This window comes from Mucilaginibacter sabulilitoris (assembly GCF_034262375.1).
Taxonomy (GTDB): Bacteria; Bacteroidota; Bacteroidia; order Sphingobacteriales; family Sphingobacteriaceae; genus Mucilaginibacter; species Mucilaginibacter sabulilitoris.
Genome location: NZ_CP139558.1, coordinates 1,796,966 through 1,819,046, shown reverse-complemented (window position 1 = coordinate 1,819,046; position 22,081 = coordinate 1,796,966). Strand labels below are relative to the sequence as shown.

Genomic DNA, 22,081 nt, shown 5'->3' with positions numbered 1-22,081 from the left:
GGATCATTTCTTAACTCATTCCTGGGGTTAAATCACATATATTAATCAAAAGCCAGCGTATCCGGCCCTGACAGTTTAGATATATGACAGGCACAACCACCTGCTAATTTTACAATAACCGATTTGGTTTGATTGGTTACAGAATCTGTAGCGGTTATTTTTACATCATCGCCCTCATTGGTAAATTCCTTCATATTACCATCAGTAGCTATAACATGAAAACTTGCGTTACTCCCCGGGCCGCCGATGGGTTCAGTTTTGATATTTTTATTTGTTCTGAGATTTACAGCTTTGAAATCTTTTATTACTGCGTCTTTACCGGTTTTGTCAACAAAATGAATGCCTATGGTAGTAAACATCATAGTGCACATACCAGGGTTGCAGGGAGCTGCCTGATGGCTTTTTTTACTGCATGCCGAACAGGCAATAATCAACAGAAACAAAATACACTTTTTCATAGATATAGGTTTTTGTACCAATTTACGATTAATGCGGCTTAAATGCTACAATGTATCATTCCATCACCCTCACCTTTAAAAAACTTGCGTTATCCTTTGAAGTGTAAACCCGATGGGTAGCCTTTTTAAAATCGGTATCCTTTGCCTTCATAATATCCTGAAACTGCTGTGTGTTACGGTCAATAAGCGGGAACCAGGTGCTTTGCACCTGCACCATTAAACGATGGCCTTTTTTAAAGGTATGCAGCACATCCTGCAATTCAAAGTTTACCGGGGTTACCTTTCCCGGCACAAAAGCCTCGGGCTTATCAAAACCATTCCGAAACTTGCCCCGCATTGCCTCGCTGCGTACCATCTGCTGGTAACCCGACAGGTACACATCCTTGCCTGTCCACTTATTGTTTTTTGCCGAATCGGGATATACATCAATAACCTTTACCACCCAATCAGCATCGGTACCGCTGGTTGATACTTTCAAATTAGCCCAGATATTACCGGCAATAGTAACGTCTTTATCCAGCACATCGGTGGCATAGGTTAGCACGTCGGGCCTTTGAGCGGCAAAACGCTGGTCGCCGGTCATATATTCACGCTTCATATCCATGTCAATGCTGTTGATGAATGGTACCGGTTTATTAGGGTCTGATACAAATTCGTCAAAACTATCTGTCGCGGTGGCAGGTTCATCAAATGATAGCTTACCGCCCCGCAGCAGATATAAGTTCTTTTCGGCTGCCTCTTTCGGCGGCCAGGTATTGTAGGTTTTCCAGCTGTTAATACCTGTTTCAAAGGTTGATATGGGAGCCAGATCAAGTTCGGTGCCTTTCAGGTAATGGCTAAAAAAGGCAAACTCAATTTTTTCACGATAGAAAGGGCCTGTCGGGCCGTCAAAATCAACGTCGCCTAAATGATCTCCATCCCCGCGCGACCAGCCACCATGCACCCAGGGACCCATAGCAAAATAAACCGGCGTTTTTGGATTTTCCTTAACCAACGTTTTATAGGTATTTATGGCACCGTATAAATCCTCGGCATCATACCAGCCACCGGTAACCAACACAGCGGTTTTAATATCATGCAGGTGATAAAGCACATTCCTGTCTTTCCAATGCTGATCATAATTCGGGTGATCAAGCATTTCGTTCCACAGACGTATAGTATCTTTATAATACTTGTCGTTGGAGTTTTTAACCGAACCCATTTTCATGAAAAAATCATAACCATCTTCGGTACCAGGGTCAAACTCAGGCGCATGCCGTTGCGTAGGCTTATCGTCCTGCCTATTGGTAAAGAAGGGATAAAAACCAAAATTGGCCACCAGCATAAACGCGCCGTTATGAAAAGCATCATCACGGTACAAATCGGCAATGGGCGCCTGCGGCGAAGCCGCTACCAATGCCGGGTGGCGGCTAAGTAACGCCGTGGTGGTATAAAAACCCGGATAAGATATCCCCCACACGCCCACTTTACCATTGTTATTTGGCAGGTTTTTCAGCAGCCAGTTAATGGTATCATATGTATCCGTACCTTCATCTACATCGTTTTTAGTCTTGTGAACTTCTTTTTCAGGGGTCATTTCTTCGTAAATACCCTCACTCATCCACCGGCCGCGAACATCCTGGTAAACAAAAATAAATCCGTCATGCGTAAATAACGATGATGGCCCCAGGCTGCCCTTATAAGCATCGCCCCCATAAGGTGCAACGCTGTAAGGTGTTCTATCCATCATTATGGGGTATTTCTTTGATTTGTCTTTGGGCACATACACCGAGGTAAACAGTTTTTTACCGTCGCGCATCGGTATCTGGTATTCGTATTTCTGATAATTAGCTTTTATGTAATCAGCGTCCGTTGCTTTAGGTTGGGCATAGGCACTTACCACTACCACGATCAGTAATATACCGGCGAGTAAAGTTCTTTTCATTCTAAATGTCAATCAAGCCTTAAATGTACCTGAATAAAATAAAAGAGGCAAACCCACACCATTAAAACTAAATGCCTTATGATCACAACAGGAGGTTTTAAGTTTGAAGATAATTTTTTTAAACAACCGTAATAATCTGTAACCTATAGGATTAGTACTTCCGTATAAGTAGATATCTAAACCTTTAAACCAATATTACGCCTTCATAAATTCCAGCAAATCTTACTTCTGTTTAAATAAGATATCTCTCACTGAATGATTAACCCCCTTAAATCAATCCCCTCTGCCTATGGATAAATCAAACTGCTTATTTAACCACTGAAAAAAATTATTAACCAAATTCAAAAAACTTTATGAGATTACAATTTAACAAAATACCCCTTGCTATATTGGGCATTGGCCTGATGTTTACTGCAGCCTGTAAAAAAGACCTGGCCCCGGCGCCTCAGGCAGATAATAATACCAAATCAAAATTAGGCACCAATGCCATTGGTGTAAGCGGCCCGAAAGGGGTTTGCTATGTGGAGGTAAATAATAACGATATACGCAACGTAGGCAATTACACCCTGTCAACAGGGCAGCAACTATTTGATGTTGCTATAATTTTTGCAGCTAACATAAACTACAATACTACCACCCAAAAGGCTGAGCTGTTTTTTAATCCACAAGTAACTAATGTACTAAGCAATGCATCAACCTATATTCAGCCGTTACAGGCAAAAGGCATTAAGGTGATGCTGTCTATCTTAGGAAATCATCAGGGTGCCGGTATTAGCAATTTCCCAAGCCAGGCAGCCGCGCAGGATTTCGCGCAGCTGTTAAGCAATGCCGTTACCACTTACGGACTTGATGGTATCGACTTTGATGACGAATATGCCGATTATGGCAATAACGGAACGGGACAGCCAAACTCGAGCTCATTTGTATACCTGGTGACCGCGCTGCGCCAGCTGATGCCAACCAAGCTCATATCTTTTTACTTTTACGGTCCGGCATCATCAAGATTAAGCTTTAACGGTGTTACCGTGGGCTCAAAAGTTGATTACAGTTGGAATGCCATTTACGGCTCTTACTCGGTACCGAATGTTCCGGGCTTGGCAAAAAGCAACCTTGGCCCTGCAGCAATTGATATTCAGAGCACCAGCTCCACAACCGCAGCGTCACTGGCTACACAAACTGTAAATAACGCCTATGGTATTTACCTGTACTACAACTTGCCAAATACCGATGTGCACACTTATTTAACAAGTGTTTCTAATAAGCTTTACGGAACTTCAACAGTTTATACCGGCGGCACCACACCACCGGCCACCGGGGTTACCTTTTACCAGGATGCCAATTATGGAGGAACAGTAACCGCTTCTATTCCGAAGGGTAATTACACCCTGGCACAATTACAGGCTTATGGCTTTATAGACAACTGGGCATCATCAGTAAAAATACCTACGGGGTGGACAGTAACCATGTACAAAAACGACAGCTTTGGCGGTTCATCATGGGTACGTACCTCCAATACAGCCAACTTTACAACCTTGTTCCCAAGCGCGAACGATGTGGTAACATCGGTTAAAATACAATAAAGTTATAGTAGTTATAAATTTCAATAACACTATAAGCCTTGGTTAAAACAAAAGAGCCTCCGTTAAGGGAGGCTCTTTTGTTTTATTTAGTGTCAGAATGATTAGTCGTTAATCGCTTTTACGCCTGGCAATTCTTTACCTTCCATATATTCCAGTAAAGCGCCGCCGCCTGTTGATACATAGCTTACATCGGCAGTAAGGTTAAATTTGGCAACTGCAGCTGCAGAATCACCACCTCCAATCAATGAGAACGCGCCTTTTTCAGTTGCAGCAACTACAGCTTCAGCAACGGCTTTGGTACCTACTAAAAATGTTTCCATTTCAAAAACGCCCATTGGGCCGTTCCACAAAATGGTTTTTGATTCTTCAACCACCTTGCTGAACAATTTTACTGTTTCTGGGCCGATATCTAATCCCATCCAGTTGTCAGGGATTTCGCCGGTTTTGGCAACACCGGTTTTGGCATCATTAGCAAATGCATCAGCAATAACGTTATCAACCGGCAGGTATAATTTTACACCTTTGTCTTTAGCTTTTTGTTTCAGGCTGATGGCCAGGTCAAGCTTATCAGCTTCAACCAATGAAGTGCCAATGTTACCACCGTCTGCCTTGGCAAATGTATATGCCATACCGCCGCCAATAATCAGGTTATCAACCTTATCCAGCAGTTTTTCTATCAATTCAATCTTATCAGAAACCTTTGAGCCACCCATAATAGCGGTAAAAGGTTTTGCAGCGCCGTTCAGGATTTTTTCAGCATTGTTTAATTCAGCAGCCATCAGGTAACCGAAAACCTTTGCTTCAGGAAAAAATTGGGCAATAACAGCTGTTGAAGCATGTGCGCGGTGTGCGGTACCAAAGGCATCGTTCACGTATACATCGCCCAGCTTTGAAAGCTTTTCGGCAAATGCTACATCACCTTTTTCTTCTTCTTTATAAAAACGCAGGTTTTCTAATAAAAGCACCTCGCCTTTTTCAAGCTCCTTTGATTTATCAATTGCTTCCTGACCGATGCAGTCATCCGCAAATTCAACCTGCTGACCCAACAGGTCGGATAAGTGAGGTATCAAATGTTTTAAAGAATATTTTTCTTCCGGACCACCTTTCGGCCTGCCCAGGTGCGACATCAGGATAACTTTACCGCCATCTTTTAAAATCTTTTTTATAGTTGGTAACGCGGCGGTCATCCGGTTATCGTCAGTAATATTGTAATTCTCATCCAAAGGCACATTAAAATCAACCCGGATAAGGGCTTTTTTGCCTGCAAAACTAATTTGATCTACTGTTTTCATATAATTTATATGGGTCATTTACTGTAAGGCACGCAAATTCAACATTTTATTCTTAATTCTTAACGAAAAAGTGAAAAAGGTGTTTAAAACAGCACTAAATTTCATCTTATTTTAACATACATCACGTAATGAGGTCCTATACCAGGCACTTCAAACTCTGGTGAAATTATCTCAAAACCAGCATGGTGATAAAATGCTACTGCTTTTTTACGTGCATTACACCACACGTAATTGGCTTTTTGCCCGCGCAGGTAAACCAGGGCAAAATTTACCAGCTGGTTACCAAAACCCCTACCGCGGTATTGTTCTGTTGTGGCCATGCCCCTTAACTGGTAGGCCTTGCCCTCAAAGCCATCGTAATTTTGCGGATGAAATGAAGCTACACAGGCTAATTCATTATCCTGATAAAATCCCAAATGGAAAGCGCTCTCAATTTTGTCGGTTGGGAACCGGCATTCCTCTAAGGTAAGTCTGCCTTCCCGTAATACCTGGTTGCGTATGGGTAACAGGTCTTCAACAGTTATAAATTTAATCATAAGTAAAAAACGGGGCGGAAATATTTTTCCCAAAACGGGGGTGTTATTACGCTACGCGGATAAAAGTAATCAATAATAATTTCATAAAAACCGCTGTGAAATTAAAACTTACGCAGGTATTTAGCTAAAACAATTCAAAATACCTATAACTAAGGCATATTTATTGCAAATGCAACAGAAGTTAATACGATACAATCTAAAACTTATGCGCAAATTTTTATACTTAATATTTATTGCGGCTCTATTTACGGGCTGTACGGAATCAAAAAGATATAACCCAAAACCATCAGGTGATGATAAAGGTGATCAGAGCGAGACCACTAATCCTCCTACAGATACTAACCCTCCTTCAACTACCAACCCTGCTACTAACTCGCCGTTTACCGTTAAGCTGGATATAGCCCCGCAAATGGTGAATACAGCTGTTGGTCACGATACGCTATTTTTAGTATACACCGAAAAGGCAGATCTGATACTTAATAAAGAAGAATATGAAAGTTCATCAGCAGTACACTTTAAGGAAGATTTTTCAAAATCAAGCCTTGCGAATTTTCATTATGCAGCATTAAACGGAAATGGTGATTATGTAACCGATTATGTAGACGACAATCTGAACAACGTTAAAATAAAAACGGCAGCAACCGTTGACGTCGATGGCAAGGCCATGATAAAGCTAAGTCTGGAGAGGGTGTTTATTTTCTTTAAAGCCTATAAGCAACGTCCGCTGGCCGTTGAAGCTCAAACAAATATTTTAAAAGCGGATAGAGATAGCATCACTTTTTCATCATACATATATGACAAGAAAAATTATGATACTACTAAAACTACTTTACCATTATCATACGTAAAGGTAGACTAAAGCAGATTCAACTAAATCAATATCACATATCTCATGGCCCGGCTGATTAATTTTTCAGTCGGGCTATTTTTTCTACCAGATCTGCCAGGCGGCTGCTGTAGCCCATTTCATTATCATACCAGCCTACTACCTTAACCAGCCCACCAACAATAGAGGTTAACTGCGCATCAAAAATGCAGCTATGAGGATTATCCAATATATCTGTTGACACGATTGGGTCTTCGGTATACTCCAGTACATTTTTCATGGGCCCGTCTGCGGCCTGTTTAAATGCCAGGTTAATTTCCTGAATAGTTGGTAATTTTTTAAGGCTGCAGGTAAAATCAGTTAACGAGCCATTAAGTACAGGCACCCGGATACCCGCGCCACCAAGCATTCCATCCAGGTGCGGAAATATAGCAGTTATGGCTTTGGCAGCGCCTGTGGTAGTAGGAATAATGGAAGCAGAAGCCGCTCTTGCCCGGCGCAGGTCTTTATGCGGGGCATCATGCAGGCTTTGGTCGCCGGTCATGGAGTGCACAGTGGTGATATATCCGTCAATAATACCCCAGTTATCATCAAGGATCTTGACCATGGCAGCCACATTGTTGGTAGTACATGATGCATTTGATAATATGGGCGAAAGCAGATCAACTTCGCCATCGTTAACGGCCAATACCACCGTTGGAACACTTTTATCTGTTGATGGAGCCGAAATGATTACCTGTTTGGCGCCGGCTGTCAAGTGCAATTCAGCACCTTGCCTCGAAGTGAATTTCCCGGTCGATTCGATAACAAGGTCAATATCCATGGCTTTCCAGGGTAATAACTTTGGATCGCGTTCGGCAAGTACCCTAATTTGCTGATCGTTTATAAAAAGACTATCAGTGTCAAAGGTCACAGAGCCCTTAAATCCGCGGTGAACGGAATCATATTTAAATAAATGAGCAAGCGTTTGAGTATCTGTAAGGTCATTGATGGCAACAACCTGTATGCCGGGTTTAGCTAAAATATTCCTTAAAAAAATGCGCCCTATACGGCCAAATCCATTTATTGCAATCTTCATTATATGTTTTTAAAACACTCAAAGTTAATGAAGATGTTGGGTAAATTATGATACAGATCATTTAGAATGCCTAATACTACGCAGGCATTACAAAAAGCGGCTTATTTATTGATCTCGGTCCAGAGCATATCTTTCAGGCCGTCGATATTTTTTTGGGCCACCGAAGATATGAATATAGCAGGTATGCCCCCGGGCAGTTCTTTTTTCATTTCGGCCTGCAGCTCATCGTCAAGCATATCAGATTTGGTGACCGCCAAAACCCGTGGTTTATGAACCAGCTCCGGGTTGTATTGCTGCAGTTCGTTCAGCAATATATCGTATTCCTGTTTTATGGTCCGTGTGGTGTCAGCAGGTATCATGAACAGTAATACTGAATTGCGTTCAATATGCCTCAAAAACCTGAAACCTAAACCCTTACCTTGTGATGCGCCCTCGATGATTCCGGGAATATCGGCCATTACAAATGAGCGGTTATTACGATATGATACAATACCCAGGTTTGGTACTATGGTGGTAAAAGCGTAATCGGCTATCTCGGGCTTGGCTGCTGATACAACCGAAAGCAGGGTTGATTTGCCAGCATTGGGGAAACCTACCAAGCCTACATCGGCCAGTATTTTCAGTTCCAATACGTTCCATTCTTCCTTGCCATCTTCGCCTGGTTGCGAAAAACGGGGGGTTTGCAGCGTTGGCGTTTTAAAATGCCAGTTACCCAGGCCGCCACGGCCACCATCGGTTAATATCTTGGTTTCGCCGTCGGTTGTAATTTCAAACAGTATTTCTCCTGTTTCGGCATTTTTGGCTATCGTGCCCAGCGGCACTTCCAGTATTTCGTCCCTGCCGGTTTTGCCGGATTTTTGTGAGCTTCCGCCCGACTCTCCGTCGCCAGCTATAACGTGTTTACGGAATTTAAGGTGCAGCAGTGTCCATAATTGCGCATTACCTTTTACAATAACGTGCCCTCCGCGACCGCCGTCACCCCCATCCGGGCCTCCTTTGGCTGTAAACTTATCACGATGTAAATGAGCAGAGCCAGCCCCTCCGTGGCCCGAGCGGCAACAGATTTTCACATAATCAACAAAATTGGAACCCTGCGACATTATCTTTGATTTGAGATTTCGGATATTCGATTTCGGATTTTTTTGATTTTGAATCCTTGAAAATCCAAAATCTCAATTCCAAAATCCAAAATCCCAAATCCGAAATCTGTTAGTATGCTTCGATAACAGAATCAATAGCACCATATATCTGGTCAATTGAGCCTATACCATTTATGCTTTTAAACTTTTCCTGATTTTTGTAGAAACCGGCAACAGGAGCCGTTTTATCATTATATTCTTTAATACGTTTACGGATCACCTCCGGATTGGCATCATCCGGGCGACCAGATTGTTTGCCACGCTCCAGAAGGCGGCGCTCCAGTTCATCATCATTCACTTCAAGCGCAATCATGCCGGATATGGCCGATTCCTTACTTTTCAGCAAATTATCCAATGCCTCGGCCTGAGCAACTGTACGCGGAAAACCGTCAAAAATAAATCCTTCGGCATCTTTATTGGCATCCAGCTTATTGCTGATCATACCTATAACCACCTCGTCAGGAACCAGCATTCCCTCATCCATCAATTTCTTAGCTTCTAAACCAAGCGCTGTTCCCTGTGAAATTTCGCCGCGTAAAAGATCGCCTGTTGAAAGGTGGATTAAACCATGTTTTTCGATAAGCTTTTGCGACTGAGTCCCTTTCCCTGCTCCGGGAGGACCAAACAATACCAGATTTAGCATGCTCCTAATAAATTAAAAGCCTTTCAGTTACAACACGGAAAGGCTTGACGTTAGTTGTGCACTCGAAGGGAGTCGAACCCCTAACCTTCTGATCCGTAGTCAGATGCTCTATCCAATTGAGCTACGAGTGCCTTTTGAAACGGACTGCAAAAATAGAATTTTTATATATCCACTGCAAACTTTTTCTCAATTACTTTACTTTTTCTGCAATTGCTTCAAAGTTGGGTAAATCTGTAGCCACCTCAAGTACCTCAGCGTAAATGATTTGCTGGTTTTCGTCGATAACAAAGGCGGCACGTTTTGAAACCCCTTTTAAACCCATTACAAAATTATCATATATGGCGCCATAGGCAGATGATACTTCTTTATTGAAATCAGATAGCAAATCAAACTGGTAATTATTCTCTTCTTTAAACTTAGCCAGTGTAAAAGGTGAGTCCACAGATATACCTAAAATAGTGGCATTTAAACCATCATAATAGCCAAAACTATCGCGCATGGTGCACAATTGTGTGGTACAAACTCCGGTAAAAGCGAAAGGAAAAAAATGCAACACTACTTTACGACCCTTAAAATCGGCAAGTGATACACTTTTTAACGCTGATGATACTAAAGTGAATTGAGGGGCTTCCTGACCTGGTTGTAACGACATAGCTTTCTTGTTTTCTGCAAATAAAAATAAAATACTAGGCATTCATAGTAATTGCAGGGTAATTAATTCGTTTACTATATTTTCAACTTATGAAATTCATATTGTCTGCCATGCTGGTTCTGTGCGCCACTTTTGGTAAAGCCCAAACCCGACCTTTTAAGATTAGCACTACCCACTTAACAGGTAATGTATACGTGTATGTTTCGTATGGTTTGCCCGATGACAAAACACCTTTCCCGGCCAACGGATTATACATTGTAACTGCCAACGGCATCATACTTATTGATACGCCCTGGGACGAAGCCCAAACACAACAGCTTGTAGACACATTACAACGGCGTTACAAGCAAAAGATTAAACTTTGTATATCAACCCATTTTCACAGTGACCGCACCGCTGGTCTTGATTTGCTGAAAAAGAATGGCGTGAAAACCTATGCAACTGTGTTAACAAATCAACTGGCTAAACGACATGGCAACAAGCAAGCCGAATTTACCTTTAGTAAAGACACCGTTTTTAACGTTGGCGGCGGCGTAGCAGTACAAACCTTTTTTCCGGGCGGGGGCCATACTAAAGATAATATAGTGGTATGGCTGCCACAAAGTAAGGTACTGTTTGGCGGTTGCCTTATCAAAAGCATGGAAACCAATAGCATCGGCTACACAGCCGATGCCAACATTCCCGAATGGCCTGGATCAATAACCCGGGTTAAAAACCGCTTTAAAAATATCAGATATCTTATCCCCGGTCACCAAGGCTGGCAGGGCGATATGCTGATGTTTGGCCATACTATAAGCATAGTGAAGCAACCCGGTTAATTTGCTCATCATAAATTCCAGGAGCTATATTTTAATTTATATTTTATAACTAAAAATTTAGTTATATTTGATATGCCTGATGTGTTGTCTTGATCATCTGCTAAAATCAGTTTGCATTAAGATGATGATTATAGTCCTGATACGGTTTAACTTTATTTAACAAATTAATAATGATGCATTATTTAATTTAGTTGTAAACTGTTTATCAACAGCTTATGTCAGATACATCAGTAATTCCAATCCGTTAAAATAACCTTTTCAGCCATGCTAAAAAACTTTATCAAAATTGCGTTTAAAAACCTTTTGAAAAATAAAGGAGTTACGGTTATTAATATTTTAGGGCTGGCCGCGGGACTGGCTACCTGCCTGCTTATTGTTTTTTATGTAGTCGATGAGCTGAGTTATGACCGGTTCAATCAAAAAGCTGATCGCATTTATCGGGTGAACGCCGATATTAAATTTGGTGGCAATAGCAGCTCCTATGCAGTAACTCCTCCTCCCCTGTCGGCAGCGCTCAAAGCCGAATTTCCTGAGGTTGAAAGATCGGTAAGAATGATTGCTGCGACAGAAATCCGCTTTAAAAAGGGCAATGAATATGTTAACGAAAATAAGGTGGTTTATGGCGATGCCGGAATATTTGATGTTTTTACCCTGCCCATGATAGATGGCGACCCCAAAACAGCACTAAAAGAACCAAACACCATTGTATTGACCGAAAATGCTGCCAAAAAATATTTTAATAGTATTCAGGTAGTAGGCCGTTACATTACACTGGTAAACAGCAACGTTAATTATAAAATAACCGGGGTGCTGCGCAATATCCCTTCGCAATCGCACTTTAATTTTGACTTCTTTATGTCTATGCCTTCGCTTGAATCAAGCAAAGGCAACAACTGGAACGGCTTTAGCTTTACTACCTATGCTTTACTTAAACCAGGGGCAAATGGCAACCTGTTTGAAAAAAAGGTCAATAACCTGTTTCGCAAATATTTTGCACAGCAACCTGGCTTTAGCTGGAAAAACTTTGAGAAAAGCGGTAACGCCATCAGTCTTACTTTAACCCCGCTAACCAGCATTCACCTTACTTCCAATCGCCAGTATGAGTTTGAGCCCAACAGCAGCATGGAGTATATTTACACTTTTTCGGCCATAGCTTTATTCATATTGCTGATAGCCTGCATCAACTTCATGAACCTATCTACCGCACGTTCGGCAAACAGGGCTCGTGAGGTGGGGGTGCGTAAAGTATTAGGCTCATCACGAAAAAACCTGATACTGCAGTTTCTTGCTGAATCTTTACTGACTACATTTTTTGCCACGATGATAGCGTTAGTTGCTGCCTGGTTGCTGTTGCCGCTATTTAATCAGGTATCTGGCAAAGAATTGAATATATCGGCACAAACACTTAGCTGGCTTTTGCCTGCACTTTTGCTCATCATGTTAATAGTAGGCGTAGTAGCAGGCTCATACCCGGCATTTTATCTTTCTGGTTTTGAACCTATCAAGGTATTAAAAGGGCGGCTCTCCACCGGTTTTAAAGGCGGGGGCTTTCGCAATTTTTTAGTAGTGATGCAGTTTTCCATATCAATATTTTTAGTGATCGGTACTCTGGTGATTTATAATCAGCTAAACTACATCCGCAATAAAGACCTTGGATTTGACAGAAACCACGTATTGGTGGTAAAAAACACCATTGGGCTAAGTAATGCCCGGCTATTTAAACAACAAGTTAAGGGGATCAGCGGAGTTGCGAATGCCTCGTTGAGTGGCTTTATACCTACCGGAAGGCTCAGACAGCCCAACTCAGTTTTTACCAATAAAGTGCCCAACTCCCGGAACGCTTTATTCACAGAAATATGGCCGGTTGATGAAGATTATCTGCAAACTATGGGTATGGCTCTTTCCAAAGGCCGCAATTTTAGCAGCCAGATGCCAACAGATTCATTAGGAATGATCATTAACGAAACCGCCGCCCGAATGCTCGGTTTTACTAAAGATCCGTTGAACAAAACGTTATACTATATCCCTGATGGTGGCCCTAATAACAGTGTTAAGCAATATCATATAATAGGCGTAGTAAAAGATTTTAATTTCAGCTCGCTGCGGGATAACATTACCCCGGTAGTAATACTGCTCGAAAATAATAATAACGCGCTTAGTGTAAGGTTTAATGATAACAATTTGAAGCCATACATTGCCCAAATTCAAAATAAATGGAACACCCTATCGCCTAATCAGCATTTTGAGTATTCATTCATGGATGACGATTTTAACTCCGCATATCGTACCGAACAACGTACTGGTTCTCTATTTTTAATTTTCACCACACTTGCCGTATTTATTGCCTGCCTGGGCCTGTTCAGCCTGGCTGCTTACGCCGCAGAGCAACGCAATAAAGAAATAGGCATCCGCAAGGTACTTGGGGCCAGTGTATCAAACATCATGCGTATGCTCTCGGCAGATTTTATCAGGCTGGTGGGTATTGCCTTCATTATAGCCTCGCCGCTGGCATGGTACGCTATGCACAAATGGCTGCAGGGTTTTGCATATCGTGAGGCTATACAGTGGTGGGTTATAGCAGTAGCCGGGCTTGGTGCAATTATCATCGCCTTTATCACCATAAGTTCTCAATCAATAAAAGCTGCCCTGAGTAACCCGGTGGATAGTTTAAGGAGCGAGTAATACCGTTAAAACACCGATTGACCGCGTGGAGGATATTGATAATTTTACTGTGTCATCTAATACCTATTTTAGGTCTTTTGGACCTTTATTTATCGGCATTTTAATTCGTCGGTACTAAAAATTAACAAGTCAGCCTATTAGTCTTAATGAATAAAATTTAACTTATTACTTATCTTAATTTAAAGCCAATACCTATGGATTACAAATTTGATACACTTTCGGCCTTGAAAGTGGCTACTGGTTTAATACCTGGAGACAAAATTACCCTCGAGAAAAATCAAAGGTTTTATCACTACGACGTCATTACCGGAAACTTCGCCGACATAGTTTACCGTACAGTTACCGTTTCCGATTACGAAACAAACTTTCAGGTAGAAACACCCGGGACATTGTATGCAGATGATGGTTATATAATAAGATTACAGGGAACAAACTTATTTGCCAAACTATCGGTTTCCTTACAAAAGTTATATTTCAATTTTGACATGTATGACTTTGATGCGGGTAGCGCAACAAGAAAAAACAATGCTTTTTCTGCGTTATTTAATGTCGTTCACACCGCTTTTGAAGATGCTGAAGTCATCATAGAGCTAAATCCAAATCTTGGGCAGCAAGTTTTATTCTTACCTTTCGCGCACAATATTGGAGGCACTATTTATGATTGGTTCATACCCAATGTTACTTTCAAGATAGGACCCGGAACATATATTAAAGCTGACAGCCCCAATAACAGGTATAAATGCAGATTTGATATTGGTGAATATCAGCAAGTATTTGTTCCCATTCCTTTAAATTCAACTTCCAACCGCTTCACTTTTGAGCCGGTCAATGAAAAAATTTATCCGCAATGGTTTGGTGCCAAATTTGATTATGACGCAGGAATTAAATCAGAAATACAAATCAGATTTCCATCAAACTGCACAACTTCGGGCAACATTATGTTTGATTTTGGGGAAGTACCCTACATCGCGAACAGACCACGTACCGAGGGGGACACTTATGATAATTATCATTATGCGGATCTAACGGATGAACAGCGTAAAATGATAATTACAGTTCCTGTAATTGCAGATGAGACCAATGACACCGTTATGAGAAAAGTAAGGATGGCTTTATGGAGACACCCCAAGCTCAATTTTTTCTTTAACATACAATATATTGGTCAGGGCACAGGCGGTTCTGATCCTTTATATCCATATATAATTCTCCGGACAACAGGTAACAGAACAATAGAAGAATTAACTGTTGATACTGGCGTTACAGGCGTTACAATTGATACTTTTACAAAACAGGGTAGGAATCCCTCAACAACTTACACGGATGATTATCCAGCTTTTGAAACCCTTTTTAATGTTCTCAGTAAAACTTATAATACTGCCGGAAACAGAAGAATTTTTCATGTTGTTTTCACATCCGAAACCGGTAAATCATGTGCATTAAGCAATATTGTAATGGTTCAAAGTGGTAATTTGTCATTGGATTTTTTCACTGATGTCTATTCTGTTAAAACCAACATGACAGGTTACGTATTGGATGCTGGTGGTAATAAAACCACACCTGAGAATCACAACCAACAAGGGATTGGTGTTTTTAATTTCATTAATGAAACATTAAACCAGTTAGAACCATTTGGAAAAATAGAAATTATTGGGCACAATACTACTTTTGATTCAAATATGGATAAGAACATGATTCACTACGCACATTGGGAATCAGGTGGCGGGGTAGTTAAAGATGTCAATAATTATGGGGGTAGTTGTGTAAGAATGTCTTTTGTTAACGGAGCAAAAATATCAGGTGTTAATTTTGTTAACTCACTTGATCATGGATTAGTACTTGCATCTGTTAGGGATATTTGGGTTGATAACTGTCAATTTTGGAATGCGGCTACTCAAAACGGTGTTAATATTGGCGGTAATCTATATCAAAATTGGGAGCATTTTGGTCCAACGGGCGAATGGGACGTTTTTCGTTATAATGACTATTCCAAATCTGCAGGTTGGAGAAATTCAATCAGGGTAACTAATTGTGATGCCTATTACTGTGCCGATTTTGGATTTGGCGAATTCCTGGGATCAGATGTATTCATAGATAATTGCAAAGCTTATTATTGCGGAAATTTCCGCCAAAGTTCACAGTTCGGAAAAGGTGGGGGATTTGGCTGTGAAAGTTCAACTTATATGAGTATACAGCATAAAACTATATTCTCTAATATTAAGTCAATAGAATGCATCTGCAGAGGAATCCACATCGATGGATCAGCTGTTAATGTAATTAACGCTGAATTTGATACAATCTATTCCCAGTACACAATTGATGATTTTTCTTATGATAGTCAATCAGCATCATACAAACTTGTTGACATTAACACAAATCCACCTTCAAATCTTGCCCCTTTTAAAGCTTTTAAAGTCCCTACAGCACTGGACGATGATCGTTTGTTCAGAGAGTGTGCTATAGTTTTAGCAAACACTGATAATGTTAGCCTTGATAATATTACCATCAGCAATTGCTACGGATATGGAATTGGAATTTACAGAAAAGGAGCCGATAATCTCCTCAAAAATATTAAGCTTAATAACATAAGAATTATTAACTGTGCCGCAGAAGCAATAGCGATGAAGCTTCCAAAAGAGGTACGGATTGAAAACATTACAATAAATGGCGTTAATGTAAAAAAAAACAATTTTTGGGAAACATTACTTCCTATTGATTATGGCAACAGTGCTATAAAATATATTGATGGAACTCTAAGTACCACTGAAATACAGATTTATATAGATGGAATTTGGCTGATTGGTGATAATCCCAATACAAATTCGATGTTGCTTATAGATAAAAACATTACCGTTAACAAAGGTGTGTTTACCAAAGATCCAGCAGTATTGAATTACTCAAAAACCGCGAATGCCACGAACTCCATCATTAATGAAATTTACATGCAGCGAACCGACAATAAAGACATTGAAATAACTGACCCCAGTAAGGGCTTGATCTTAATGTCTCCGGACGGCCATCGATGGAGAATAACGGTAAACAATGCCGGGGCATCTGTTATTTCTGCGGTATAAACTTCTTGAGCAAACATATAAGTTCGCAAAGCGGTTATAATTGCTATAAATTAGTTTCATGAAAGCAGTAGTTATAACCCGCCCTGGCGAACCGTCAGTTTTGCAGTTAGCCGAAAGGCCAAAACCTGCGTATGCAGCCAACGAAGTGTTGGTTAAAGTTATGGCGGCTGGTGTAAACCGACCCGATGTAAAACAGCGCGAGGGTAAATATCCGCCACCCGCTGGTGTTGTTCAGGATATTCCGGGGCTGGAAATAGCAGGTGTCATAGCTGAAACGGGAGCAGATGTTACCCGCTGGAAGGTTGGCGACGAAGTTTGCGCCCTCGTGGCAGGTGGCGGCTATGCCGAATACTGCAGCGCTCCTGAAGGGCAGTGCCTGGCGGTTCCTGATGGATTGTCATTTATAGAAGCTGCATCATTACCTGAAACCTTTTTTACTGTTTGGAGCAATGTGTTTGACCGTGGCAATTTAAAGGGTAATGAAACCCTGCTGGTTCACGGCGGCTCCAGTGGTATTGGGGTAGCGGCCATACAAATGGCCAAAGCTTTGGGCCATAAAGTATATGTAACGGCAGGCTCTGATGAAAAATGCAACTTTTGCGAGCAATTAGGAGCAGTTAAAGCCATCAACTACAAAAAAGAAAACTTTGCCCAGGTAATTGAACAGCTAACCGGCGGCAATGGCGTTGATGCGATACTGGATATGATAGGCGGCGATTACACTCCCGGCAATATAAAATCACTGGCGGTTGAGGGCCGGCTGGTGATGATCAACGCCATGAATGGCAAGGATGCACTGATTGATCTGTCGCAGCTAATGATGAGAAGACTGACCATTACCGGCTCGACTTTGCGGGGCAGGGATACCGCGTTTAAAAGCAATATTGCTCAAAAGCTGCAAAAAAGCATTTGGCCACTACTGGCATCAGGAGCAATAAAACCAATAATACACGCAACTTTTCCGGCAGCCGAGGCCGGCAAAGCACATGAACTGATGGAAAGCAGCGCCCATATTGGCAAAATCATACTCAGTTTTGAGCAATAGACTGTGCAAAATACACGTGTAGAAAATATCATGCAAAAATGTTGCCCTTAGTGTTTAAATATTTAAACAGAAATTTTATCTTTGCGCCTCTGAAATAGCATCTTAGTATTTATACGTAAGATGTTATTAAAAAGGAAAATTCTTTAAAAACACCAGGTTATATATGCCAAACATTGGAAAAATATCACGGATCATTGGTCCGGTAGTTGACGTAAGTTTCGCTGATGACGCTCATCTTCCTAAAATTTATGACGCGTTAGAGATCACGAAAGATAATGGCCAGAAAATCATTTTAGAAGTTCAACAGCATTTAGGTGAAGATCGCGTACGTGCGATCGCGATGGATTCAACAGACGGATTGCTACGTGGCATGAAAGTTCTGGATACCGAAGCAGCTATTAAAATGCCGGTTGGCGAAAATATCAAAGGCCGTGTATTCAACGTAGTTGGTGATGCTATTGATGGTATTACCAATTTAGATAAATCCGCTGGTCGCCCTATCCACGCTACCCCTCCACGTTTCGAAGATCTATCTACCGAAACTGAGGTATTGTTTACAGGTATCAAAGTTATCGACTTGTTAGAGCCTTACGTAAAAGGTGGTAAAATTGGTTTGTTTGGTGGTGCTGGTGTTGGTAAAACAGTATTGATCCAGGAACTGATCAACAACATCGCTAAAGCTTATGCTGGTTTATCGGTATTTGCGGGTGTTGGAGAGCGTACACGTGAAGGTAATGACCTTTTACGTGAGATGCTTGAATCAGGCATTATAAAATATGGTGATGCATTTATGCACTCTATGGAAGAAGGCGGTTGGGATTTAAGCAAAGTGGATAACGAAGCTTTGAAAGATTCAAAAGCAACCTTCGTGTTCGGTCAGATGAACGAGCCTCCAGGTGCACGTGCACGTGTGGCATTATCAGGATTAACCATTGCCGAGTACTTCCGTGATGGTGAAGAAGATGGTAAAGGTCGTGATATCCTTTTCTTTATTGATAACATTTTCCGCTTTACACAAGCAGGTTCTGAAGTATCGGCGTTATTAGGTCGTATGCCATCAGCAGTGGGTTACCAGCCAACACTGGCTACTGAAATGGGTACCATGCAAGAACGTATTACTTCAACCAAACGTGGTTCAATTACATCTGTACAGGCTGTTTACGTACCTGCGGATGACTTGACTGACCCTGCGCCGGCAACAACATTTGCCCACTTAGATGCTACTACAGTACTTTCACGTAAAATTGCCGAGTTAGGTATCTATCCTGCGGTGGATCCATTGGATTCAACTTCACGTATCCTTAGCCCAGCTATTTTAGGTGACGAGCACTACAATACTGCTCAACGCGTAAAAGAAACCTTACAACGTTACAAAGAGCTACAGGATATCATCGCTATTTTGGGTATGGACGAGTTATCTGAAGAAGATAAACTTGTTGTATCACGTGCCCGTCGTGTTCAGCGTTTCCTTTCTCAGCCGTTCCACGTAGCCGAGCAATTTACCGGCTTAAAAGGCGTATTGGTTGATATCAAAGAAACCATCAAAGGCTTCAACATGATCATGGACGGTGAAGTTGACGAATATCCTGAAGCTGCATTCAACTTAGTTGGCAGCATTGAAGATGCCATTGAAAAAGGTAAAAAATTATTAGCTGAAGCTAACGCTTAATAGAATCAAGACATAAGAGACAAGAATCAAGACAAAGGAGTTAATCTTAGATCTTGATTCTTAACTCGTGAATCTAAACAAAAATGACTTTAGAAATTCTTACACCCGATAAAAAAGTATACGAAGGCGAGGCCGCATCGGTAACCGTTCCGGGTGCTTTGGGATTATTTGAAATATTAAATAACCACGCGCCTATCATCTCTACTTTACAGGACGGTAAGCTTACTGTACGTGGTGGCAGTGCCGCTAAAGAGGAAGTTTTTTATATTAAAGGCGGTGTTGTTGAAGTATTGAACAATAAGGTGATTATTCTGGCTGAAGGTATTCAGCACAAATAACCTTATACCCCAATATCTCATAAAAACGTCCGGGTATAAATCCCCGGACGTTTTTTTTTGATCTTTTTTTCCTTGGATGTTCATGCAAAGAACAAGATCGGCAGCCAGTGAACAAAGTGAACTCGTTTTTTAATGACTCACACCTAAAAGTTATTTAAATTAACAGAAGATAAATTTCAAGGCAAATAATATAAAGCAAAGCGACATTTTTTAAGTGGAAATTACAGGCACGGCAGGCCGATTTTTTAAAAGTTTTATTGCAGCAGTGGCCGTTTCAGGAAGAAAATCAGCAACTTACTATGCATGCATAAAATATGTACCGAATACCGTTTTGAACTTTGGTCTATTTTATAAAATATATTATTCTTAAATTTATAATTTAAACAGAATTAAAAATTATTTTTATGTAATTTTTAAGAATAAAATACTTTTTTGAAAAATTTATACGCCCCTATTGTTATTCTTTGTCGCTATATCTACCTTACAAATACTGATTTGCACAGTTAGAATAAACCAGGACAACAAGCAAAATTATTTACAAATAAGTCTATCATATAAAACAAAATGAGTTCATCATCAGATACCACAGCGGCTATAGAATTGAACAAGTATAGCAAAACCTTTACGCAAGATCCTACCCAGCCTGCAGCACAGGCTATGCTTTATGGCATTGGCTTAACCGACGATGACATGAAAAAAGCACAGGTGGGTGTAGCAAGCATGGGTTACGATGGTAATACCTGCAACATGCACTTGAACGATCTGGCTAAGCTGGTTAAGCAGGGTATCTGGGATGAGGATCTGGTGGGCCTTATATTCCATACTATTGGTGTAAGCGATGGCATGAGCAATGGTACCGAAGGTATGCGCTACTCATTAATGAGCCGCGATATTATTGCCGACTCAATTGAAGCGGTTACAGGCGCACAGTACTATGATGGTTTAATTACCCTGCCGGGCTGCGATAAAAATATGCCGGGTTCTATCATGGCTATGGGCCGGTTAAACCGCCCGTCTATCATGGTATATGGTGGCACTATTAAACCAGGTCACTGGAAAGGTGAGGATCTGAATATTGTATCTGCTTTCGAGGCTTTAGGTAAAAAGATAGCCGGACAAATAGACGATGTTGATTTTATGGGCGTAATCAAAAACGCCTGTCCGAGCGCCGGTGCTTGCGGCGGTATTTATACTGCCAACACAATGGCCGCAGCTATTGAGGCATTGGGTATGAGCTTACCTTACTCATCATCAAACCCAGCTTTAAGCGACGAGAAGAAAGCAGAATGCCTTGCAGCAGGTAAAGCGATAAAAGTATTGCTTGAGCGCGATATAAAACCATCGGACATCATGACCCGCAAGGCGTTTGAGAATGCCATGGTAGTAATCATGGTTTTGGGCGGATCGACTAACGCCGTGTTGCACCTTATTGCAATGGCCAAAAGCGTTGGCGTTAAAGTAACGCAGGACGATTTTCAGACAGTAAGTAACCGCATCCCCGTATTGGCCGATATGAAGCCAAGCGGTAAATACATGATGGAAGACTTGCACCATATTGGCGGTGTTCCGGCTGTAATGAAATATTGCCTTGCACAGGGCTGGCTGCACGGCGACTGCCTTACCGTGACCGGCAAAACCATTGCTGAAAACTTAGCAGAAGTACCTGAACTGAGCTTTGATACACAGAAGATCATCCTTCCGGTAGAGAATCCTATAAAAGCTACCGGCCACTTACAAATACTGTACGGAAACCTTGCCGAAGGTGGCAGTGTAGCCAAAATTACCGGTAAAGAAGGTACCAGCTTTGAAGGTCCTGCCCGTGTGTTCGACGGTGAATTTGAATTGATACAAGGCATACAAAGCGGCCGAGTTAAAAAGGGCGATGTTGTGGTTATTCGCAACGTTGGACCAAAAGGCGCACCAGGTATGCCCGAAATGCTTAAACCTACCTCTGCCATATTTGGAGCAGGCCTGGGCAGTTCAGTAGCATTAATTACAGATGGCCGTTTCTCTGGTGGTACTCATGGCTTCGTCGTCGGTCACATCACGCCTGAAGCTTATGATGGCGGCGGTATCGCTTTTGTGAAAGACGAAGATCGTATTGAGATTGATGCCATTAACCGTACTATCAATGTTAAGCTGAGTGATGAAGAATTTGCCGCCCGCAAGGCTGCATGGCAGCAGCCGGCGCTTAAAGTAAGCAAAGGCCTGCTATACAGATATGCTAAAACAGTAAGTAATGCAGCAGAAGGTTGCGTTACTGATGAAATGCCGTAAGGTTATACGTATAACGTTTTACGTTGTACGCAAGTAAAAAAGATAACAATAAA

17 protein-coding genes and 1 tRNA gene are annotated in these 22,081 nt (G+C 41.5%); 9 read left to right on the top strand and 9 right to left on the bottom strand.

What is annotated here, in order from left to right; all coding sequences use genetic code 11:
- Positions 1-41 precede the first annotated feature (41 nt).
- Both SNE25_RS07845 and SNE25_RS07840 read right to left on the bottom strand, forming a co-directional pair.
- Positions 42-458, bottom strand: coding sequence for a hypothetical protein (locus SNE25_RS07845; RefSeq protein ID WP_321564544.1), 417 nt, complete (start codon positions 456-458; stop codon positions 42-44).
- 55 nt (positions 459-513) lie between these two features.
- Positions 514-2,382, bottom strand: coding sequence for a CocE/NonD family hydrolase (locus SNE25_RS07840; protein WP_321564543.1), 1,869 nt, complete (start codon positions 2,380-2,382; stop codon positions 514-516).
- 353 nt (positions 2,383-2,735) lie between these two features.
- Between SNE25_RS07840 and SNE25_RS07835 the strand changes: the two genes are divergently transcribed.
- Positions 2,736-3,962: an endo-beta-N-acetylglucosaminidase H gene (locus SNE25_RS07835; protein WP_321564542.1), complete on the top strand. Its 1,227-nt coding sequence runs from the start codon at positions 2,736-2,738 to the stop codon at positions 3,960-3,962.
- A 101-nt stretch (positions 3,963-4,063) separates the two neighbouring features.
- On the opposite strand, the gene SNE25_RS07830 is transcribed toward SNE25_RS07835, so the two are convergent.
- Both SNE25_RS07830 and SNE25_RS07825 read right to left on the bottom strand, forming a co-directional pair.
- Positions 4,064-5,254 carry a phosphoglycerate kinase gene (locus tag SNE25_RS07830; protein WP_321564541.1) on the bottom strand — a complete coding sequence of 397 codons (1,191 nt, stop codon included), beginning with the start codon at positions 5,252-5,254 and terminating at the stop codon, positions 4,064-4,066.
- A 101-nt stretch (positions 5,255-5,355) separates the two neighbouring features.
- Complete coding sequence (locus tag SNE25_RS07825) at positions 5,356-5,790, bottom strand: GNAT family N-acetyltransferase (RefSeq protein ID WP_321564540.1); 435 nt, start codon at positions 5,788-5,790, stop codon at positions 5,356-5,358.
- A gap of 205 nt (positions 5,791-5,995) precedes the next feature.
- Between SNE25_RS07825 and SNE25_RS07820 the strand changes: the two genes are divergently transcribed.
- Positions 5,996-6,649, top strand: a complete 654-nt coding sequence (locus SNE25_RS07820) for a hypothetical protein (RefSeq protein ID WP_321564539.1) — start codon at positions 5,996-5,998, stop codon at positions 6,647-6,649.
- A gap of 46 nt (positions 6,650-6,695) precedes the next feature.
- Here the strand turns inward: SNE25_RS07820 and gap are convergent, their stop codons facing one another.
- From gap to SNE25_RS07795, 5 genes are all read right to left on the bottom strand, one after another.
- Positions 6,696-7,694, bottom strand: a complete 999-nt coding sequence (gene gap, locus SNE25_RS07815) for a type I glyceraldehyde-3-phosphate dehydrogenase (RefSeq protein WP_321564538.1) — start codon at positions 7,692-7,694, stop codon at positions 6,696-6,698.
- A gap of 101 nt (positions 7,695-7,795) precedes the next feature.
- Entirely contained in the window at positions 7,796-8,794 is a 999-nt protein-coding gene (gene obgE / locus SNE25_RS07810; RefSeq protein WP_321564537.1) for a GTPase ObgE, read from the bottom strand.
- A 109-nt stretch (positions 8,795-8,903) separates the two neighbouring features.
- Positions 8,904-9,476 carry an adenylate kinase gene (locus SNE25_RS07805; RefSeq protein WP_321564536.1) on the bottom strand — a complete coding sequence of 191 codons (573 nt, stop codon included), beginning with the start codon at positions 9,474-9,476 and terminating at the stop codon, positions 8,904-8,906.
- Between the two features lie 57 nt (positions 9,477-9,533).
- Positions 9,534-9,607 (bottom strand) — tRNA-Arg (locus tag SNE25_RS07800).
- A gap of 59 nt (positions 9,608-9,666) precedes the next feature.
- The gene (locus SNE25_RS07795) at positions 9,667-10,128 is read right to left on the bottom strand and encodes a peroxiredoxin (protein WP_321564535.1); all 462 of its coding nucleotides are present in this window, start codon (positions 10,126-10,128) and stop codon (positions 9,667-9,669) included.
- 89 nt (positions 10,129-10,217) lie between these two features.
- Here SNE25_RS07795 and bla point away from each other — a divergent pair, with 89 nt between their 5' ends.
- The 7 genes from bla (at position 10,218) to ilvD (ending at position 22,028) form a co-directional block, all read left to right on the top strand.
- Positions 10,218-10,946 carry a subclass B1 metallo-beta-lactamase gene (bla, locus tag SNE25_RS07790; RefSeq protein ID WP_321564534.1) on the top strand — a complete coding sequence of 243 codons (729 nt, stop codon included), beginning with the start codon at positions 10,218-10,220 and terminating at the stop codon, positions 10,944-10,946.
- 264 nt (positions 10,947-11,210) lie between these two features.
- Complete coding sequence (locus SNE25_RS07785) at positions 11,211-13,628, top strand: ABC transporter permease (RefSeq protein WP_321564533.1); 2,418 nt, start codon at positions 11,211-11,213, stop codon at positions 13,626-13,628.
- Between the two features lie 194 nt (positions 13,629-13,822).
- Positions 13,823-16,699 carry a hypothetical protein gene (locus tag SNE25_RS07780; RefSeq protein WP_321564532.1) on the top strand — a complete coding sequence of 959 codons (2,877 nt, stop codon included), beginning with the start codon at positions 13,823-13,825 and terminating at the stop codon, positions 16,697-16,699.
- A 58-nt stretch (positions 16,700-16,757) separates the two neighbouring features.
- Entirely contained in the window at positions 16,758-17,744 is a 987-nt protein-coding gene (locus SNE25_RS07775) for an NAD(P)H-quinone oxidoreductase (protein WP_321564531.1), read from the top strand.
- A gap of 163 nt (positions 17,745-17,907) precedes the next feature.
- Positions 17,908-19,413, top strand: a complete 1,506-nt coding sequence (gene atpD / locus SNE25_RS07770) for a F0F1 ATP synthase subunit beta (RefSeq protein WP_321564530.1) — start codon at positions 17,908-17,910, stop codon at positions 19,411-19,413.
- Positions 19,414-19,496: 83 nt separating this feature from the next.
- Positions 19,497-19,751, top strand: coding sequence for an ATP synthase F1 subunit epsilon (gene atpC, locus SNE25_RS07765; protein WP_321564529.1), 255 nt, complete (start codon positions 19,497-19,499; stop codon positions 19,749-19,751).
- Between the two features lie 564 nt (positions 19,752-20,315).
- A complete protein-coding gene (gene ilvD, locus SNE25_RS07760) occupies positions 20,316-22,028 on the top strand; it encodes a dihydroxy-acid dehydratase (RefSeq protein ID WP_321564528.1) in 1,713 nt (570 codons plus the stop codon).
- Positions 22,029-22,081: the final 53 nt, after the last annotated feature.

What these genes read in the sequence shown, in the direction of transcription:
- atpD (WP_321564530.1), top strand. Translation starts at nt 17,908, where the DNA reads ATGCCAAACATTGGAAAAATATCACGGATCATTGGTCCGGTAGTTGAC.
- gap (WP_321564538.1), bottom strand. Translation starts at nt 7,694, where the DNA reads ATGAAGATTGCAATAAATGGATTTGGCCGTATAGGGCGCATTTTTTTA.
- SNE25_RS07845 (WP_321564544.1), bottom strand. Translation starts at nt 458, where the DNA reads ATGAAAAAGTGTATTTTGTTTCTGTTGATTATTGCCTGTTCGGCATGC.
- bla (WP_321564534.1), top strand. Translation starts at nt 10,218, where the DNA reads ATGAAATTCATATTGTCTGCCATGCTGGTTCTGTGCGCCACTTTTGGT.
- SNE25_RS07835 (WP_321564542.1), top strand. Translation starts at nt 2,736, where the DNA reads ATGAGATTACAATTTAACAAAATACCCCTTGCTATATTGGGCATTGGC.
- SNE25_RS07805 (WP_321564536.1), bottom strand. Translation starts at nt 9,476, where the DNA reads ATGCTAAATCTGGTATTGTTTGGTCCTCCCGGAGCAGGGAAAGGGACT.
- atpC (WP_321564529.1), top strand. Translation starts at nt 19,497, where the DNA reads ATGACTTTAGAAATTCTTACACCCGATAAAAAAGTATACGAAGGCGAG.
- obgE (WP_321564537.1), bottom strand. Translation starts at nt 8,794, where the DNA reads ATGTCGCAGGGTTCCAATTTTGTTGATTATGTGAAAATCTGTTGCCGC.
- SNE25_RS07785 (WP_321564533.1), top strand. Translation starts at nt 11,211, where the DNA reads ATGCTAAAAAACTTTATCAAAATTGCGTTTAAAAACCTTTTGAAAAAT.
- SNE25_RS07820 (WP_321564539.1), top strand. Translation starts at nt 5,996, where the DNA reads ATGCGCAAATTTTTATACTTAATATTTATTGCGGCTCTATTTACGGGC.
- SNE25_RS07830 (WP_321564541.1), bottom strand. Translation starts at nt 5,254, where the DNA reads ATGAAAACAGTAGATCAAATTAGTTTTGCAGGCAAAAAAGCCCTTATC.
- SNE25_RS07840 (WP_321564543.1), bottom strand. Translation starts at nt 2,382, where the DNA reads ATGAAAAGAACTTTACTCGCCGGTATATTACTGATCGTGGTAGTGGTA.
- SNE25_RS07795 (WP_321564535.1), bottom strand. Translation starts at nt 10,128, where the DNA reads ATGTCGTTACAACCAGGTCAGGAAGCCCCTCAATTCACTTTAGTATCA.
- SNE25_RS07780 (WP_321564532.1), top strand. Translation starts at nt 13,823, where the DNA reads ATGGATTACAAATTTGATACACTTTCGGCCTTGAAAGTGGCTACTGGT.
- SNE25_RS07775 (WP_321564531.1), top strand. Translation starts at nt 16,758, where the DNA reads ATGAAAGCAGTAGTTATAACCCGCCCTGGCGAACCGTCAGTTTTGCAG.
- ilvD (WP_321564528.1), top strand. Translation starts at nt 20,316, where the DNA reads ATGAGTTCATCATCAGATACCACAGCGGCTATAGAATTGAACAAGTAT.
- SNE25_RS07825 (WP_321564540.1), bottom strand. Translation starts at nt 5,790, where the DNA reads ATGATTAAATTTATAACTGTTGAAGACCTGTTACCCATACGCAACCAG.